Source organism: Streptomyces sp. NPDC001728 (assembly GCF_040297565.1).
In the GTDB taxonomy this organism is placed as follows: domain Bacteria; phylum Actinomycetota; class Actinomycetes; order Streptomycetales; family Streptomycetaceae; genus Streptomyces.
Genome location: NZ_JBEOZK010000013.1, coordinates 21,045 through 37,060, shown reverse-complemented (window position 1 = coordinate 37,060; position 16,016 = coordinate 21,045). Strand labels below are relative to the sequence as shown.

13 protein-coding genes are annotated in these 16,016 nt (G+C 73.3%); 8 read left to right on the top strand and 5 right to left on the bottom strand.

Translation table 11 applies throughout. The annotated features are described in order from the left end of the window. Positions 1-47 precede the first annotated feature (47 nt). Positions 48-836: an MFS transporter gene (locus ABT154_RS20290; protein ID WP_351858220.1), complete on the top strand. Its 789-nt coding sequence runs from the start codon at positions 48-50 to the stop codon at positions 834-836. 133 nt (positions 837-969) lie between these two features. Next, positions 970-2,121, top strand: a complete 1,152-nt coding sequence (locus ABT154_RS20285; RefSeq protein WP_351858219.1) for a hypothetical protein — start codon at positions 970-972, stop codon at positions 2,119-2,121. Between the two features lie 49 nt (positions 2,122-2,170). On the opposite strand, the gene ABT154_RS20280 is transcribed toward ABT154_RS20285, so the two are convergent. Then, entirely contained in the window at positions 2,171-2,860 is a 690-nt protein-coding gene (locus tag ABT154_RS20280; protein WP_351858218.1) for a TetR/AcrR family transcriptional regulator, read from the bottom strand. Positions 2,861-3,008: 148 nt separating this feature from the next. Between ABT154_RS20280 and ABT154_RS20275 the strand changes: the two genes are divergently transcribed. The 4 genes from ABT154_RS20275 to ABT154_RS20260 all read left to right on the top strand — a co-directional run bounded on the left by ABT154_RS20275 (position 3,009) and on the right by ABT154_RS20260 (position 9,038). Then, positions 3,009-3,626 carry an isochorismatase family protein gene (locus ABT154_RS20275; protein WP_351858217.1) on the top strand — a complete coding sequence of 206 codons (618 nt, stop codon included), beginning with the start codon at positions 3,009-3,011 and terminating at the stop codon, positions 3,624-3,626. Positions 3,627-3,786: 160 nt separating this feature from the next. Further along, positions 3,787-6,420 carry a YfhO family protein gene (locus tag ABT154_RS20270; protein ID WP_351858216.1) on the top strand — a complete coding sequence of 878 codons (2,634 nt, stop codon included), beginning with the start codon at positions 3,787-3,789 and terminating at the stop codon, positions 6,418-6,420. A 176-nt stretch (positions 6,421-6,596) separates the two neighbouring features. Beyond that, positions 6,597-7,562, top strand: a complete 966-nt coding sequence (locus ABT154_RS20265) for a glycosyltransferase family 2 protein (RefSeq protein WP_351858215.1) — start codon at positions 6,597-6,599, stop codon at positions 7,560-7,562. Between the two features lie 3 nt (positions 7,563-7,565). After that, positions 7,566-9,038: a polysialyltransferase family glycosyltransferase gene (locus ABT154_RS20260; protein WP_351858214.1), complete on the top strand. Its 1,473-nt coding sequence runs from the start codon at positions 7,566-7,568 to the stop codon at positions 9,036-9,038. Positions 9,039-9,148: 110 nt separating this feature from the next. Here ABT154_RS20260 and ABT154_RS20255 read toward each other — a convergent pair whose 3' ends face one another. Then, positions 9,149-9,922, bottom strand: coding sequence for a VOC family protein (locus ABT154_RS20255; RefSeq protein WP_351858213.1), 774 nt, complete (start codon positions 9,920-9,922; stop codon positions 9,149-9,151). A gap of 172 nt (positions 9,923-10,094) precedes the next feature. Here ABT154_RS20255 and ABT154_RS20250 point away from each other — a divergent pair, with 172 nt between their 5' ends. Beyond that, positions 10,095-10,922, top strand: coding sequence for a sulfurtransferase (locus tag ABT154_RS20250; RefSeq protein ID WP_351858212.1), 828 nt, complete (start codon positions 10,095-10,097; stop codon positions 10,920-10,922). An 83-nt stretch (positions 10,923-11,005) separates the two neighbouring features. Here ABT154_RS20250 and sepH read toward each other — a convergent pair whose 3' ends face one another. After that, on the bottom strand, positions 11,006-12,043 hold the full coding sequence (gene sepH / locus ABT154_RS20245) for a septation protein SepH (protein WP_351858211.1): 1,038 nt from the start codon (positions 12,041-12,043) through the stop codon (positions 11,006-11,008). A gap of 465 nt (positions 12,044-12,508) precedes the next feature. Between sepH and ABT154_RS20240 the strand changes: the two genes are divergently transcribed. Beyond that, on the top strand, positions 12,509-13,456 hold the full coding sequence (locus ABT154_RS20240) for a hypothetical protein (protein ID WP_351858210.1): 948 nt from the start codon (positions 12,509-12,511) through the stop codon (positions 13,454-13,456). A 13-nt stretch (positions 13,457-13,469) separates the two neighbouring features. On the opposite strand, the gene ABT154_RS20235 is transcribed toward ABT154_RS20240, so the two are convergent. Both ABT154_RS20235 and ABT154_RS20230 read right to left on the bottom strand, forming a co-directional pair. After that, positions 13,470-14,810 (bottom strand): D-arabinono-1,4-lactone oxidase, encoded by a 1,341-nt coding sequence (locus tag ABT154_RS20235; protein ID WP_351858209.1) that lies wholly within the window; start codon positions 14,808-14,810, stop codon positions 13,470-13,472. Then, complete coding sequence (locus ABT154_RS20230; protein WP_351858208.1) at positions 14,749-16,011, bottom strand: MFS transporter; 1,263 nt, start codon at positions 16,009-16,011, stop codon at positions 14,749-14,751. Before ABT154_RS20230 ends, ABT154_RS20235 begins: the two co-directional genes overlap by 62 nt. Positions 16,012-16,016 lie beyond the last annotated feature (5 nt).

The following is a 16,016-nucleotide window of genomic DNA, read 5'->3' as shown; positions in this document are numbered from 1 at the left end:
CGGGGACGCCCGCGCATGGGGGCGCCTGCCGACGGGGACGCCCGCGCATGGGGGCGCCTGCCGACGGGGACGCCCGTGTTCTCGGCGCCCTGTCGTACGCGCTGATCGAGGGGGCAGGCAAGGGCTGGGGGACCGGTCCGGTCCTGCTCGCCCTGGTGCTGGCGGCGGTCTCGGCGGTCGTGTTCGTCACCGCCGAGAAGCGGGCCGGGGACGCGGCGATGGTGCCGCCGCGGCTGTTCCGCGGCCGTGGCCTCTCCGCCGCCCTCGGCTCCGGTCTGCTCGCCAACTTCGGCCTGTCCGGGCTGTTGTTCACGCTGTCGCTGTACTTCCAGGAGAGCCGCGGCTACTCGTCCCTCGCGGCCGGCCTGGCCTTCCTGCCGCTCACCCTGCCCACCGCCTTCAACCCCCTCTTCACCGGGCGCCTCGTCGGCCGGATCGGCCCGCGCGGCCCCGCCACCACCGGGTTCCTGCTCATGGGCTTCGGCGCCCTGCTCCAGGCACCGTTCACCGAGGACTCGGCGCTCGCGCCGGGGGCCACCGTGGTGGGCCTGCTCGCCTTCGGATGCGGTGTCTCCTTCGCGCTGCCCGCGCTGCCCGCGCTGGTCGCCGGCATGGCGGGTTCCGTACCGGCCGATCTGGCGGGCATCGGTGCGGGCGCGCTCAACTCCGCCCGTCAGGTGGGAGCTTCCCTCGGTGTCGCCGTCCTCGGCGTGATCCTCAACCTGTCCTCGACCAACCCCGACGGCACCCGGTGGGCGCTCGTCGTCGCCGGTCTGACGCTGCTGCTCGGCGCGCTGATCGCGGGTACGGGCCTCAAGGGGCGTACGGCGAGCTGACCCGACGTCGCCCCGCCCCGCCGTCCAGCGACCCGGACACGAGGTGGCTGTCAGGGAGGTGCCCACCCGCTTCGCGTCGAGGGGCGCCGTCGTTGTCACGTCTGCCAGGCGACTCCTCTACGGAAGGCAGAAGATGACGACACGCAGAAGGCTGCTCGGCGCAGCCGCAGCGACCGGCGCCATGGCCACCCTCGGCAGTGCCCCGGCAGTGGCGGCGGCAGCGGAAGCGGCGGGGGCCGAGGGTGGCGTCGACAGGGCGGCGGTGGGTCGGAACGGGGCCCGCGAAGCGATCGTCGCGGTCAACGACGGCACGCGCGCGCACTACGCCGCGCTCAAGTCCGACCTGATCAGCCGCTTGAGCCCCGTCCTCGTCGTGCAGAACGATGCCAAGGGAGGACGCTTCACCCTCATCCACGACGGTTCGCGGCAGTCGCTGCATCCCGTCGCGGAGGTGTTCGAGCTGGCGAAGTCCGTCAGCCATGTGCCGCTCGGGGTCTTCGCGATCGTCGCGCCCCATCTGGGCGGCCGGGTCCCCCACCTGCCCAACGGCTGCCGCATCGATCCGCACGACCTCGCCATGGTCGCCTCCGGGGGAGCCGCGCCCGATGGCTGGATCGACTCGCTCCGGGAGTACGCGGGCACGCTGACCGCCGCCCGTCGGCGGCTCGACGAGGCGGGCCTCCCACCGGAGATGGCCGGCGCGTCCGCACGCGTGCTGGACGGGGCGCTCCGGTTCATCGGGGAGTCCCTGGCGTCGGGCTCCGTCGACATCGCGGCCTTCGAGGACTTCTCCGGCAGTGTGTACGAGGGCATCCGCACCAACATGGCGTACGCGGCCGAGGCGCAGATCGCGGGAGTGGAGGGCGTCATGCGGAGGTGGCGGGCCGAGATCGGCGAGGAGGAGTGGCGGGACCTGTACACCGTCGTGCTGTCCCAGTGGGCCACGTCCGTACGGAACCAGAACTCGATCATCATCAGTCGATGTATGAATCCGGCCAGGGTAGCCACCCATCTGATCGACCTGCCGGCCGCCGAACCGCCCGCTGACCCGGTCTTCGTGGCCCTGGACAACCTCGCCCGGATCGTGCAGGACAACATCGCCGCCGAGCTGGTCTTCCCCTCGGACCCGGCGGCGGCGGACGCGCTCAAGGGCCCGCAGGATCTGCTCGCCGACGAGATCCTGCGCCGGCTCGGCGCGTCGACCGCCGACGGAACGGCGTACTCCGCCCCTGCGGGAGCCGGTGACGCCTGCTCCTTCGCCCGGCGGGACGGGTCGCGGGGCTGACCGTCGATGTCGCTTCCGCCCCGGGGTTGTGACGCCTCCGGATCCGGTCTTACGCCTCCGGGGCCGCGTCCCGCCGACTCGGCGCGCTCATCAGCCGGTCGAGGTCCGGGGCGCTCAGGGGCGCCGCCCCCGTGAGGGTGCCGACCAGCGCCTGGGCGAGGACGGTCGCCGTGCCGATCCGGTCGTCCTCCCGCTCGTCGCCGGTGACCTTGTCGATCACCGCGTCCCGTACGGCGGGGGAGATGCCGGAGCCGCCGAACAGGTCGGGGTACGACAGCGCCATCATGCACACGCCCACGTTGGCGGAGAGGATCGCCTGTCCGGCGAGCTCCGGGGCCATCCGCAGCCGCCCGGCGTCGCGGCAGCGCTCCAGGGCCTTGAGCAGGAGCGCCTGGGCCTCCTTGACGGCCTTCGGCTTGGCGTCGCTCGTCGGCGTGAACATCAGCCGGTAGAGGTGCGGGTTGCGGAGCGCGAACGCGACATGGCTGTTCCACGCCGTCCGCAGGTCCGCCACCGGGTCGTCGGTGAGGGGGTTTTGTCGCTTGTCGGCGAGGAAGCGCTCGAAGCCGATGTCGGCGACGGCGGTCAACAGCCCCTGCTTGTCGCCGAACTGGCGGTAGATCTCGGGCATGCCGACCTTCGCCCGGTCGCAGATGGCGCGGGTCGAGATCGCCGGCGCGTCCTTGGTGGCGAGAAGTTCCTCGGTGGCTTCCAGGATGCGCTCTCGTGCCGTCGACATGCCTTCACGGTATCAGCGCTAACAGCCCGGACCTGGGCGAATCCACCACGAGGGCGGGCGGGCAGGAGCGCCGCCCCTCGATGCTGTTATCGACGATAACGGGCTGTGTTAGCGTTGCAAACAGCTGCCCGCCACGAAAGGACCAGCCATGACCGCCTCCACCACCCTCCGCGATGTGATCGGCCTGCCCCAGGAACTGCCGCGCCTCGCCGACGCGACCCTGATCCTGATCGACTTCCAGAACACCTACCGCTCCGGCGTCCTGCGGCTCGACGGCGCCGAGCAGGCACTCGCCGCCGGAGCGCGGCTGCTCGCCGCCGCCCGCGCCGCCGGCACACCGGTCGTCCATGTCGTCAACGACGGCGGTGAGGGCACCCCGTACGACATCCGGGCCGAGATCGGCGCGATCAGCGACGAGGTCGCCCCGATCGAGGGCGAGAAGGTCGTCGTCAAGCAGTTCCCCAACGCCTTCCACGCCACCGACCTCGAAGAGACCCTCAAGGACCTCGGTGCGGGCGGCGACCTCGTCATCGCCGGATTCATGACGCACATGTGCGTCCTCTTCACCGCCCAGGGCGCCTTCAACCTCGGCTACCGCCCGACCGTGGTCGCCGAGGCCACCGCGACCCGCTCCCTGGAGGCCCCGGACGGCACCGTCGTCGGCTCGGGCGCGCTCCGGACGGCCGGACTGACGACCGTCGCCGACCTGTTCGGCACGGTGGCCCGTACGGTCGACGAACTGGTGGCCGTCACACCGGCCGGCTGATCACCCGCCACGGGCCGGTACGCCCCGGGAGTTCACCCGAGGTGTACCGGAAGACCGCCTGCTGATCGGTTGCGGGTCGCCCGACTCGGCGGTAATGGCGGTCGGCCCGTGTCGGTTCCACCCTCGGGCGTTCCCGTTCCGTGCGCCCCCTGGAGGACGTGTGCCCCCCGCCGCCGAGACCCTGCTCGACGAGGTCGACGGCGAGGAGGACACCGGCGGCCCACCGGCCCGCGCCGGAGGCCCCCGGCGCGGGCCGCGCTCCCCGGCCGTCGCCGGGCCGCTCGCCGCCGCCCTGCTCACCGCCGTCCTGCTCTGCCTCGCCACCCGGCTCTCCCGTACGTACCCCTTCGGGCCGGTGACCAGGAACATCGTCGACCTCGGCCAGCAGTACCTGCCGTTCCACGCGTACTGGCGCTCCTTCCTCCTCGGCGAGACCCACGGCGACGCCTTCCTCAACTGGAACTCCGGCTTCGGCTCCAACTTCCTCGGGGACATCGGCACCTATCTGAGCAGCCCCTTCGATCTGCTCGTCGTGCTCTTCCCGGCGGACCGGATCGAACTCGCCCTGTACGTCGTCACCGCCGCCAAGATCACCGCCGCCGGGGCCGCGATGGCGCTGCTGCTCCTGCGGCTCCGCCCCGGTCCCTGGCCGGTCGCCGCCGTGCTCGGCACCGCGTACGCGCTCTCCGGCTGGACCTTCAACTACGGCGCCACCGTCCCGATGTGGCTCGACGGTCTCGTCGCCTTCCCGCTGCTCTGCCTGGTCGGGGAGTGGGCCCGCACCGGGCGCCGCCCGGTCCTCGGTCCGCTGGTCGTCGCCCTCGCCTGGATCGCCAACTTCTACACCGCGTACATGGCGACGCTCGGCGCCGCCGTCTTCCTCGTCGTACGACTCCTCACGGCCGAGGAGACCGCCACGGCCCGGCAGCGCCTCGCGGGCGCGCTGCGCGCCGCGCGCGGAGTGCTCATCGGCATCGGGCTCGCCGCGCCGCTCGTCGTGGTGATCTTCCTCGCGACGAAGGTCGCCGACCCCACCCCCGAGACCACCTTCGCGCCGGCCGCCTGGACGGACGTCCTCGCCCGGTTCCTGCCGGCCACCGCGAGCGTGGCCAGCCCCGCCCTCTTCATCGGCACCCCCGCGCTCGCGCTCGCCCTCACCCTGCCCTTCAACCGGTCCGTCGCCCCGCGCGTCCGGGCCGGCTGGACGGCGGCGGTCGTCCTGGTGACGCTCTCCCTCCAGTGGGAGCCGACGCACCTCGTCTGGCACGCCGGAGCCTCACCCAACGGCATTCCGTACCGTCAGACCTTCGTGCTGTGCGGGCTGCTGCTCATCGCCGCCTGGTTCTCGGGCGCCGGGGGCGTGCCGCGACCGGTCGCGCTCCTCGGGGGCGGCGCGCTGCTCGGGAGCCTGGCGTGGGCGGCCCGGGGGAGCATCGACATCGACCGGTGGACCTTCCCCGCCTTCGGCACGTCCGCCGCCCTGGCCCTCGCCGCCGTGCTGCTCGCCCTGCTGAGCGCCCGCCGGAACGCGGCTCGCCCGACGGGCCCCGACCGCCCCACCGAGCACGGGCATACGCCGGACCCCGCGCGCGTACCGCCCGTCGGGAGCACCCCCGTACGGTGGCGCACCGCGCGCGTACTGCCCGTTCTCGCCGTCGCGTTGCTGGTCGCCGCCCAGGCAGGCGAGGCCGTCGTCACCGGCAAGCGGATCGAGGAGCAGCAGCGCGACAAGGTCTCCTGGTCCCCCAGGATCGGACCCTGGCACACGGCCGTCGCCGACGAGGTGGCACGCGCGGACGCCTGGCCCCGCTACCGGACCGACCCCGGCGAGGTCCCCGGCGGCAACGACGTCCTGCTCGTCGGCGGACAGGGCCCCGACTACTACAGCAGCCTCACCGCCGACGTGACCTCCCGCACCCTGGCCTCCCTGGGCTTCGGCTACTACGCCAAGGGCCGGCACCCGGTCACCCTCGACAACCCGGTGACGGACGTGCTCTTCTCGATCGGCACCCGGGTCCGCTCGGCACGGACGGGCCCGCTCCGCCAGGACCGGGCGCCGCGCGCCACGGTGTCCGCCGCCACCACCCCCGTACCGCCGCTCGTCACCGTACGTCCCTCGATGCGCCCGCCCGCCGCTTCGGGCGACTCGGCCTTCGCCGTCCAGGAACGCCTGCTCGGTGCCTCCGTGTACGAGCTGCCGCCCGTCGCCCGCACCGGACGGACCCTCACCGCCCGGTGCCCGGCGGGCTCCCAGGCCTGGTTCTGGGCGCCCGAGTACAAGGGCTCGGCGGCCCTCGCGGCGGAGCCGCCGGTGGACTTCGAGGGCAAGCCGCCCTCCGTCCGCGCCCCGATGCGGGCCCTCGGCGCCGTCCCGGCGTCCGGAGAGGTGCGGATCGCCCTGGGACCCGAGGGCAGGCTGCGGCTGCCGCGCCAGTCGGTCGGCTGTCTGGTTCCGGACCGGCTCGAAACCGCCGTACGGCAGCTGACCGACGCCGGCGCCGCCCGGGTGCGGGCCACCGGACACACCGTCACCGCCGAACTACCCCCGGGCAGCACCGGCACCGCGGTGCTCGCCGTGCCCCGCATCTCCGGCTGGAGCTGCGCGGCCGGTGACGCGGAACCCCGCCCCGCGCGCGCGTACGGCGGTCTCGTCGCCGTCCCTCTCGACGGGCGCGCGAGCACGGTCACCTGCTCCTTCCGCCCCCCGGGCCTCCGCCTCGGCGGCGCCGTCGGCGCGGCAGCCCTGCTCGCCCTGCTGGCGACCGGGATCCTGCACCGGCGGGCCCGCCGGTGAGGCGACTTCCGGAGGGCTGCCGGACGGGCGTTCGCGCGTACGTCCGCACGGACTTTCCGCAGGGGACGACAAGAGTTCACCCGGAGTGCACGCACGGATCGTTCGCCCGGAAAAGTGGAGCGTTACTGTGCCCGCCGTAGCGGCGTTTAATTGTTCGATTCAGTTGGGGATTTCGAGTGCCGAAACTGTCCGTCGTCGTACCGTTCCACAATGTCGGGGCATACGCTCCCGACACCCTGCGCAGTCTCGCGAACAACGCGGATCCGGAATTCGAGTTCCTGCTGATCGACGACTGCTCGACGGACGACACCCCGGAAATCCTCGACCGCTGGCGCGACCGTCTGCCGAATTCCACCGTCATCCGGCACGAGACGAACAGCGGCGTCGCCCAGGCGCGTAACACCGGAATCGACGCCGCACGCGGGGACTACATCACCTTCCTCGACGGCGACGACTGGTACGCGCCCGGCCACCTGAGCGCCACCGTCGCCGGAATCGACCGTCTGGGCTGCGATTTCGCCCGGACCGACCACGTCCTCTCGGAGGGCCGGAAGCGGCAGATCCGCTACGCCCCCGCCAAGCGCCGCGACACCGTCATGGACCCCAGGGACGGAATCTCGCCCGCCAGCATGGTGACGATGGTGGACTATCCGTTCGTCCCCTTCGGCATGTACAGCGCCCGGCTCTTCGAGGACGGCGCCTCGCGTTTCGAGACCTCCCTCAGAACGGCCGAGGACCGCCTCTGGATCTGGCGGCTCCACCTCAAGGCCCGTACCTTCGCGGCACTTTCCCTGCACGGTGTCTTCTACCGGCGCGGGGTCACGACCTCGCTCACCCAGATCACCGACAACCGGCAGCTCGACTTCATTCCGTCCTACGACCTCCTGCTCGACGAGGTCTCCCGCGACGCGGAGGCGGACCGGTTCCTCCCGAAGGCGGTCCGCACGTACTGCGCGATGATCGCCTTCCACATGGGCAAGGTCGAGAAGTACGAGCCCGCCGTCGCCAAGCGGCTCCGCGCCGATGTCGGCGACGCGCTGCACCGGATGCCGCAGCAGGTCCTCGACGAGACCCTGGCCACCATGGACACCCCCCGCAGCACCCTCCTCCGGAGCCTGCGCGACACCGGAAGGACCGCCTGACCCATGGCCTCCGCCCCCGCCGCCTCCGCCGGCCCCGCGTCCTCCTCCGCCTCCGTCGGCCCCGAGTCCGCCTCCGACGAGGCCCCGGCGCCCGTCCCCGCCTCCGACAAGGCCCCGGCGCCCGTCGCCGTCCCCGACCAGCGGCCGGTCCAGATCTTCCAGGTCTCCACCCTGTACGGCGCCGCCACCCTCGCGGCGGCCCTCGACGCCGGACAGTTCGGCCCCCGCGAGGACGCCCGCCGGCTCCTGCTGATCTCGCACAACGCCGAGATCCCGGAGACCGCGCTGCGTCTGGAGACCATGACCGGCTACGAGCGGATCGCCGCCCGCTTCGACGGCACCCTCGACTGGAACGAGACGATCCACCCGTACCACCCCGGCGCCTGGGCCCCCCGCCCCGAGGAGGCGCCGCTCTGGCAGCGCGTCCTGCGCACCGCCTGGGACCTGGGCAGCGCCCCGGTGGAGCTGGTCGTCGAATCCATCCAGGTGAACCCCGCCAAGGCCCTGGCGGGCACCTTCCCCGAGAGCGCCCTCCACGTCTACGCGGACGGCCTCATGAGCTACGGCCCGACCCGCAACGACCTCGCGCAGTCGATCGCCTGCCGTGTCCGGCGCGTCCTCCACCTCGACCTGGTGCCGGGGCTGCGGCCCCTCCTCCTGAGCGAGTACGGGGTGGAGCCCGAGCTCGTCCCCGACGACGCCTTCCGCGCGGTCCTCACCGAGATCGCCGAGGCGGCGGCCGACGACCCGGACATCGCGCGCGTGGCCGCCGCCGGACCCACCGCCCTCCTGCTCGGCCAGTACCTCGCCGCCCTCGGCCTCCTCAGCGCCGAGGAGGAGGAGGACCTGCACGTGCGGATGCTGCGCGGGGCAGCCGCCGACGGACACCGCTCGGTGGTCTTCAAGCCCCACCCGACCGCACCCCCCAGCTACTCACAGGCCCTCCAGGAGGAGGCGGAGCGGTCCGGCGTACGGCTCACCGTCCTCGACGGGCCGCTGCTCGCCGAGACCTTCTACGAGCGGTGCGCGCCCCGGCTCGTCGTCGGCTGCTTCTCCACGGCGATGCTCACCGCCGCCGTGTACTACGGCATCCCCGTCGCGCGCGTGGGCACGGCCGAGGTCCTCGAACGGCTCACCCCCTTCGAGAACAGCAACCGCATCCCGCTCACCGTCGTCGACCACCTCCTCCCCGACCTTGAGCGGGGCGAGGCGCCGAGAGTCCCCGGACCGGCACCGGACTCGCTGACGCCCCTGGTCCGCGCCGTCGGCTACTGCATGCGGCACAAGATCCACCCGGGCCTTCGTGAGGAGGCCACCCGCTTCCTCGCCGCGCACCACGCGGAGCCCGGCACGGCGCACCACTTCACCGCCGAACGGCTCGCCGAGCTGGATCTGCCGGGCGGCTCGCCGGTCCCGGCCCAGGGCGGCACGGCGGCCCGCCTCCGCAGGACGCTCGTCCGGTCACGCCGGGGCTGAGCGGACCGGGACGGAGTACGGGCCGGCGCAACCGGCCGCGCCGGCCCGTACTCCGCATCACGGCTGGGCGACACGGCCTCGCATCAGGCCCACCCGTCACGGCCTGCGCATCACGGCGCGGCCGACCGGACCAGGCTGAAGACCGCGCCCTCCGGGTCGGTCACCAGGGCCAGCCGTCCCGCCCTGGCGTCGTGCGGCGGGCGCAGCACCTGGCCGCCGAGTTCCGCGGTGAGCCCCGCTGCCGCGTCCACGTCCGCGACCTCGAAGTACGTCATCCAGTGCGGGCCCCGGTCGCGCGGCAGCTCGTTGCCGAGGCCGTGCAGCGAGGCCACCGGCTCCCCGCCCACCCGCAGCGTCGCGTAGTCGTCGTCGGCGGAGTCGACCGGCTCCACCTCGTAGCCGAAGACCGTCCGGTAGAACTTGCCGACCGAGGCCGTGTCGTACGTCAGCAGCTCGTTCCACACCGGGGTTCCGGGCGGTCCGGCCGCCGCCGTGCCGTGGTGGGCCTCCGCCTCCCAGATGCCGAAGACCGCGCCGACGGGGTCGGAGCAGATCGCCATCCGGCCGGCCTCGCCCGCGTCGAGCGGGCCCACCGCCACGGTGCCGCCGCAGCAGCGGATGCTCTCGGCGGTCTCGTCGGCGTCGGCGGTGGCCAGGTACGGCGTCCAGGCGATCCGCAGGTGCCTGTCGGGCGGCAGCTGGCCGATGCCCGCCACCTCCCGGCCGTCGAGCAGCGCGCGCACATACGGGCCCAGGTGCTGTGGACCGGGAACGAACTCCCAGTCGAAGAGCGCGTTGTAGAACTCCTGGGTGGCGTCAAGCCCGTGCACCATCAGGCTCACCCAACAGGGTGTGCCGGGTGTGCGCCGAGTCGCCTCGGTCATCGTGACTCTCTCCTCGGACCATCGTCGTGGCCGTCTCCGTCCGCATGGTGTCACCGACGGGCCCGCGGCGCGCCCAGGTCGCACCAAAGAGTGGCGCGATCGCGTCGTGCTGACGCGGGGCGGACGCCGGGTTCCTCGTCCGCGGCCGTGCGGCTGCGCGAGGATGGCACCCATGAAGCCCATCATCTCCGCAAGCGAACTGCTGAGCGAGTCGGCCGGGGCCCGGCCGCCGGTCCTCCTGGACGTCCGCTGGACGCTGGGCGGCCCGCCCGGACGACCGGCGTACGAGGCCGGGCACCTGCCCGGAGCGGTCTACGTCGACCTGGACACGGACCTCGCGGGCCCGCCCGGCGGCGGTGGGCGCCACCCGCTGCCCGACCCGACGGCCTTCGGTGCCGTGATGCGCCGTGCGGGGGTGTCGGCGGACACCCCGGTCGTCGTCTACGACGGCGGCCTCGGCTGGGCCGCGGCCCGTGCCTGGTGGCTGCTGCGCTGGGCGGGCCACCGGGACGTCCGGGTGCTCGACGGGGGCCTCGCCGCCTGGACCGGGGAGCTCACGGAGAAGGTCCCGGCGCCGGAGCCCGGGGACTTCCGGCCGGAGCCCGGCGCCCTGGGCCTGCTGGACGCGGACGGCGCGGCGGCGTTCGCCCGTTCGGGGCTGCTGCTCGACGCGCGGGCGGCCGAGCGCTACCGGGGGGACGTGGAGCCGATCGACCGGGTCGGCGGGCACATCCCGGGCGCGATCTCGGCGCCGACGACCGAGAACGTCGACGCGGAGGGGCGTCTCCTGGGCGCCGGCACCCTGCGGGAGCGTTTCAGGGCCCTCGGCGCGGCCGAGGGGACCCCGGTCGCGGTCTACTGCGGCTCGGGAGTCTCCGGCGCTCATGAGGTCCTGGCCCTGGAGGTGGCCGGCATCCCGGCCGCCCTCTACGCCGGATCCTGGTCGGAGTGGTCGGCCGACCCCGCCCGCCCGGTGGCCACGGGCCCGGACCCGCAGTAGCGGCCGTACGGGAAAGGGGCCCGCACCGATTCGGCGCGGGCCCCTTTCCCGTACGGCCGTGGCCGTAGCCGTGCTCCGTTCGGTCAGTCCTGCTTCTTCCTGCGTGTGCCGAAGACGATCTCGTCCCAGCTGGGGACCGCCGCCCGGCGGCCGGGACGGACGCCGTCCGCCTCGGCCTGGCGGTCGGTGGTGCCGGTGAGCCGGTCCCGGTGTCCCGAGACGGCGCGCGGCATCAGGACGTCGGCGTACGCGGATCCGGCACCCGCCGAAGCGGCCGTCGCCGGCGGTTCCTCCGCCTCGGCCTCCTCGCCCGGCTCCGTGTCGGTGGGTTCGGGCACGATCATGTCGCCGCGGAAGCTCGGTACGGCCTCCAGCAGGCTGGTGAGCGAGTCCCGCTCGTCCTCGGGCTCGACCGAGGCGGAGGCGGACCGCTCCAGCTGCCGGTGGTCGAGCTGGCGGTCCAGGGCGCGGTCGAGCGGCCTGTCCCTGGGCAGCCGGGCGATGCGCGGCACGAACGGGAAGCTCGGCTCCGGCGGGGCGGCGATCGTGTCGTCGGTCTCGCCGATCAGCGCACGGGCCTCGTCGTCCACGGCCTGGACCAGTCGCCGGGGCGGGTCGTACGTCCAGCTGGCGGTGTGGATCTCGCCCGCGACGCGGTAGACGAGCAGCACCTCCCAGGTGCCGTCGTCCCGCCGCCAGGAGTCCCACTGGACGGTGTCCTTCTCGGCGCCGCGCAGGAGCAGGCGCTCCTGAACCGCCTCGCCGAGCTGGGGGCCGCTGTTCTCGCCGGGCCTGCGGACCGGGGTCTTGCGGGCCCGCTCGGCCATGAAGGCGCGCTCGGCGAGCACGGGGCCCTCGAAGCGGCGTACGCGGTCGACGGGGATGCCGGCGAGCTGGGCGACCTCCTCGGCGGAGGCACCGGCTCGTATCCGCGCCTGGATGTCACGGGGGCGGAGGTGGCTCTCCACCTCGATCTCGATCTGGCCGAGGCGCGCGCGGTCGTTGCGCACGGCGGCGCGCAGCCGCTCGTCGATCGGAAGTGTGTACTCCGTGCTGTCAGCAGCCTTCAGCACCAGTCGTGTGCCGTCGTTGGAGACGGCCACGACACGCAGTTCGGGCATGGGGACCTCCCGGGTGGTGCCTGCCGACGTCACGTGCGTCGCTGCTTCCGCTAGTCGAGTGTGGCCTGCCCGGGTGCAGCCTGCCACTACCTTGCCGAGTTGCCCGGCGTGTCGGGCGTGGACCCTGGAACGCCGTTATGGCACGGTTACCGGACGGCTACGCGGAGTGACAGGCGGTCACTCTGTGCGTCCGGTTTCCGTGCGGTGCCTCGGCGCCGCCGGTTCGAGTGCCGTCTCCGGCTCCCGCCCCTCGATCCGGGGCACCCGTGAAGGCGTCCGGACCCAGGGTTCGTCAATGTACTCCATTCGGGCCACCGGGGTGGACCGGCGCGCCGCCCAACTTCACGGGCGGTACGGGAGTTGAGTGTCCGCGATCTTCCCCCGTACGTGTCGCTCTTCACAGAAACAGCAGAAACGGAACTATTCGCTTCGCCCATTTGTCCCTTCTGGGTGCAAGGCGAACGGATGAACCGTCAGGGGCTGGAGATGCGGCACAGGCCGAATACCGACACGGACGAGCCGGAGAGGCAAGGGGCATGGCAGCCACGAGACGCGCCTGAGGCGCGCGAGGAGAAGGAGGGCGGCAGGCGGCGGATCGACCTGAGCGTCGCCCAGGTCTCCGGCAGCGCCCTGGCCGCCGTCATCGCCGCCAAGCTGGCCTCCACCCTCGGTGTGTACGGCACGATCCTGGGCGCCGGTGTGATCAGTGTCATCGCCACCTGCGGCGGCCCGCTCTTCCAGCACCTCTTCCGCCGCACCGGCGAGCAGATGCGCGACGCGACCGCCGCCGCCAAGCCGAAGGCCCGACAGGTGCCGCTCGCCCCGGGTCCGCCCGCCGACCGCACCCTGATGCTCGGCACGGTCCCGGCGCCGCTCCCGGTGGACGAGGAGTTCGGCTCGGCGACCACCCACGGCACCCGGGTCCGGGGCTGGAAGCGCCCGGCGATCGCCGCCGCGCTCGTCTTCGGCGTCACCATGGGCGGCATCACCGCGTACGAGCTGGTCTCCGGTCAGGACTTCAGCGGAAGCCAGGGGACGACCACCTTCGGGTCCGTCGTCCGGGGCGGCGGGAGCACCGGGCAGCACGCGCCCGGTGGGGACAAGGACCCCACGCCCGCGCCGACCGGTTCGGCCGACGGCTCCGGCACCGACGCGCCGCGGACCGGGAGCACCCGGACCCCGGGCGACCCGGGTACCGGCCGGGACGGCACCGCCACGCCCCCGCCGGAGCCGACCCCCTCCGGCTCTGCCGACGGCGGGTCGACGACCGCGCCGGCACCGACGCCGACCGGCCCGACGACCGGCCCCACGACGGAGCCGACCGCCCCGACCGGGGGGTCGGCCACCGGTGCGCCGCAGGCCCCGGCGGACCAGGCCCCGGCGGGAACCGGAGCCGACCCGGTGGCCGAGTGACCGCGCGCGGCCGTCAGTCGCCGAGGACGCGCCGCAGGTAGTCGTTGGCGAAGAGCCGGTCCGGGTCGAGCCGGTCGCGCAGCGCCGTGAACTCGGCGAAGCGCGGGTAGACCTCGGAGAAGTAGGCGGCGTCGCGGGTGTGCAGCTTGCCCCAGTGGGGGCGGCCCCCGTGCGCCGTCATGATGCGCTCCACCGCGGTGAAGTACGCGTGGTGGGGCGTTCCCTTGTAGAGGTGGACGGCGATGTACGCGGTCTCCCGGCCCGAGGCCGTGGACAGCGCGATGTCGTCCGCCGGGGCGGTCCGTACCTCGACCGGGAAGCTCACCTTGAGGGGCGAGCCGTCGACCATCGCCTTGAGCTCGCGCAGCGCGGCGACCGCCGCCTCACGCGGAAGCGCGTACTCCATCTCCAGGAAGCGGACGCGGCGCGGCGAGGTGAAGACCTTGTAAGGGATGTCGGTGTACGTACGGGCCGACAGGGCCCGGCTGGAGACCTTGGCGATCGAGGGGATGACCGGCGGCACGACCCGGCCGAGCGAGCAGGCCACCTGGAAGAGGCCGTTGGAGAGGAGTTCGTCCTCGATCCAGCCGCCGATCCGGCCGGGGGGAGCGGCGGGGCCGGCGCTGCGGTTGTTGCGCTTGGTGTTGCAGTTGTCCGTGTGGGGGAACCAGTAGAACTCGAAGTGCTCGTTCTCCGCGTGCAGCGCGTCGAACTCCGAGGTGACCCGGTCGAAGGTCATCGGCTCCTCGCGCGCGGTGAGCAGGAAGACCGGCTCCACCGCGAAGGTGATCGCGGTGACCACGCCGAGGGCGCCGAGCCCGATCCGGGCGGCCGCGAAGACCTCCGGATTCTCCTTCTCCGAACAGGTCATCAGCTCGCCCGAGGCCGTCACCAGCTCCAGTTCGCGGATCTGGGCGGCTATGGAGGCCGACTCGCGGCCCGTGCCGTGGGTGCCCGTGGAGGTGGCCCCGGCGACGGTCTGCTCCATGATGTCGCCCATGTTCGTGAGCGACAGGCCCTCCCGGGCCAGTGCCACGTTGAGCCGCTTGAGCGGGGTGCCCGACTCGACCGTGACGGTCATCGCCTCGCGGTCGATGCGCCGGATGCCGGTCAGCAGGCCCGGCCGGATCAGGACGCCGTCGGTGGCCGCGATCGAGGTGAAGGAGTGGCCGGTGCCGACCGTCTTCACCCGCAGCCCGTCCCGGGCCGCCCGGCGCACCGCCTCGGCGAGCTCCTCGGCCGAGGCCGGACTCACCTCCCGCACGGGGCGGGAGGTGACGTTCCCCGCCCAGTTACGCCACGTGCTGTCCGCCGTCCTGGTGCTGCCCGACCCCGCTGTTGTCGTCCCGCTCACGCTGCCCCTCCCGGTTCGGTGCCGGCCTGCGCAGCCGGCGGTGTCCGAGAAGCCCCACCGCGACCGCGAGCGCACCCGAGACGACGGGCACCACGTACCCCGCCTCGGCCCCCGACGCGTCGACCACCATGCCGGCGGCCGAGGAGCCGAGCGCCACGCCGACCGCGAGCCCGGTACCCGTCCAGGTCATGCCCTCGGTCAGCTTGGTGCGCGGTACATGCGCTTCGACGAGGGCCATGGTGGTCACCATCGTCGGTGCGATGGACAGGCCCGCGACAAAGAGCGCCACGGCCAGCAACGGCAAGTTCCCGGCCAGTAGGAGGGGGATCATACTCACGGCCATCGCGCAGATGCCCAGGAGCCACCTGCGCGACGGCTCGCCCTTGAGGTGGAGCAGTCCGAACACGGCGCCGGCCAGGCCGGAACCCAGCGCGTAGACGGCCAGGACGAGACTGGCGGCGGCCTTCGTTCCCTGCTCCTCGGCGAACGCCACGGTCACCACGTCGATGGAGCCGAAGATGGCTCCGGTGGCGACGAAGGCCAGGGCCAGCACCTGGAGTCCGGGGGAGCGGAGTGCGGAAGTGCGCCGGCCGCCGTCCCGGGGATGGGGGGCCGGTTCGGTGGCGCGCTGCGAGGTCAGCCAGAAGACGCCGACGGCCAGGAACATCCCGGCGAACAGCGGGCCGGCCTCCGGGAACCAGGTCGTGGACAGCCCGATCGAGAGGATCGGGCCGAAGACGAAGCAGACCTCGTCGACGATCGACTCCCAGGAGTACGCGGTGTGCAGCCGCCGCCCGTCGCCCCGGTAGATCGCGGCCCAGCGGGAGCGGGTCATCGCCCCGACGCTCGGGACACAGCCGATGAGGGCTGTGAAGACGAAGAACGTCCAGTCGGGGGCGTCCTGCTGTACGCAGAGCAGGAGTCCGGCCGCCGCCGCGAGCGAGACCAGGGTGAACGGGCGCAGGACCTTGCGCTGCCCGTACTGGTCGACCAGCCGGGAGACCATCGGGCCGAGCACCGCCGCGGACGCCGCGAGCGTCGCGGAGAGGGCGCCGGCCAGCCCGTACCGGCCGGTGACCTGGGAGATCATCGTCACGATGCCGATGCCCATCATGGACAGGGGCATCCGGCCGAGGAGTCCGGCGACGGAGAACAGGGTGGTGCCGGGCGCCTCGAAGATCGCGCGGTAGGGACTGGGCAAGGGGG

Excerpts from the sequence above, each read along its gene's own strand:
- ABT154_RS20275 (WP_351858217.1), top strand. The coding sequence starts at position 3,009 with ATGACCGCCTCCACCACCCTCCGCGATGTGATCGGCCTGCCCCAGGAA.
- ABT154_RS20255 (WP_351858213.1), bottom strand. The coding sequence starts at position 9,922 with ATGACCGAGGCGACTCGGCGCACACCCGGCACACCCTGTTGGGTGAGC.
- ABT154_RS20290 (WP_351858220.1), top strand. The coding sequence starts at position 48 with ATGGGGGCGCCTGCCGACGGGGACGCCCGTGTTCTCGGCGCCCTGTCG.
- ABT154_RS20240 (WP_351858210.1), top strand. The coding sequence starts at position 12,509 with ATGAACCGTCAGGGGCTGGAGATGCGGCACAGGCCGAATACCGACACG.
- ABT154_RS20260 (WP_351858214.1), top strand. The coding sequence starts at position 7,566 with ATGGCCTCCGCCCCCGCCGCCTCCGCCGGCCCCGCGTCCTCCTCCGCC.
- sepH (WP_351858211.1), bottom strand. The coding sequence starts at position 12,043 with ATGCCCGAACTGCGTGTCGTGGCCGTCTCCAACGACGGCACACGACTG.
- ABT154_RS20250 (WP_351858212.1), top strand. The coding sequence starts at position 10,095 with ATGAAGCCCATCATCTCCGCAAGCGAACTGCTGAGCGAGTCGGCCGGG.
- ABT154_RS20280 (WP_351858218.1), bottom strand. The coding sequence starts at position 2,860 with ATGTCGACGGCACGAGAGCGCATCCTGGAAGCCACCGAGGAACTTCTC.
- ABT154_RS20285 (WP_351858219.1), top strand. The coding sequence starts at position 970 with ATGACGACACGCAGAAGGCTGCTCGGCGCAGCCGCAGCGACCGGCGCC.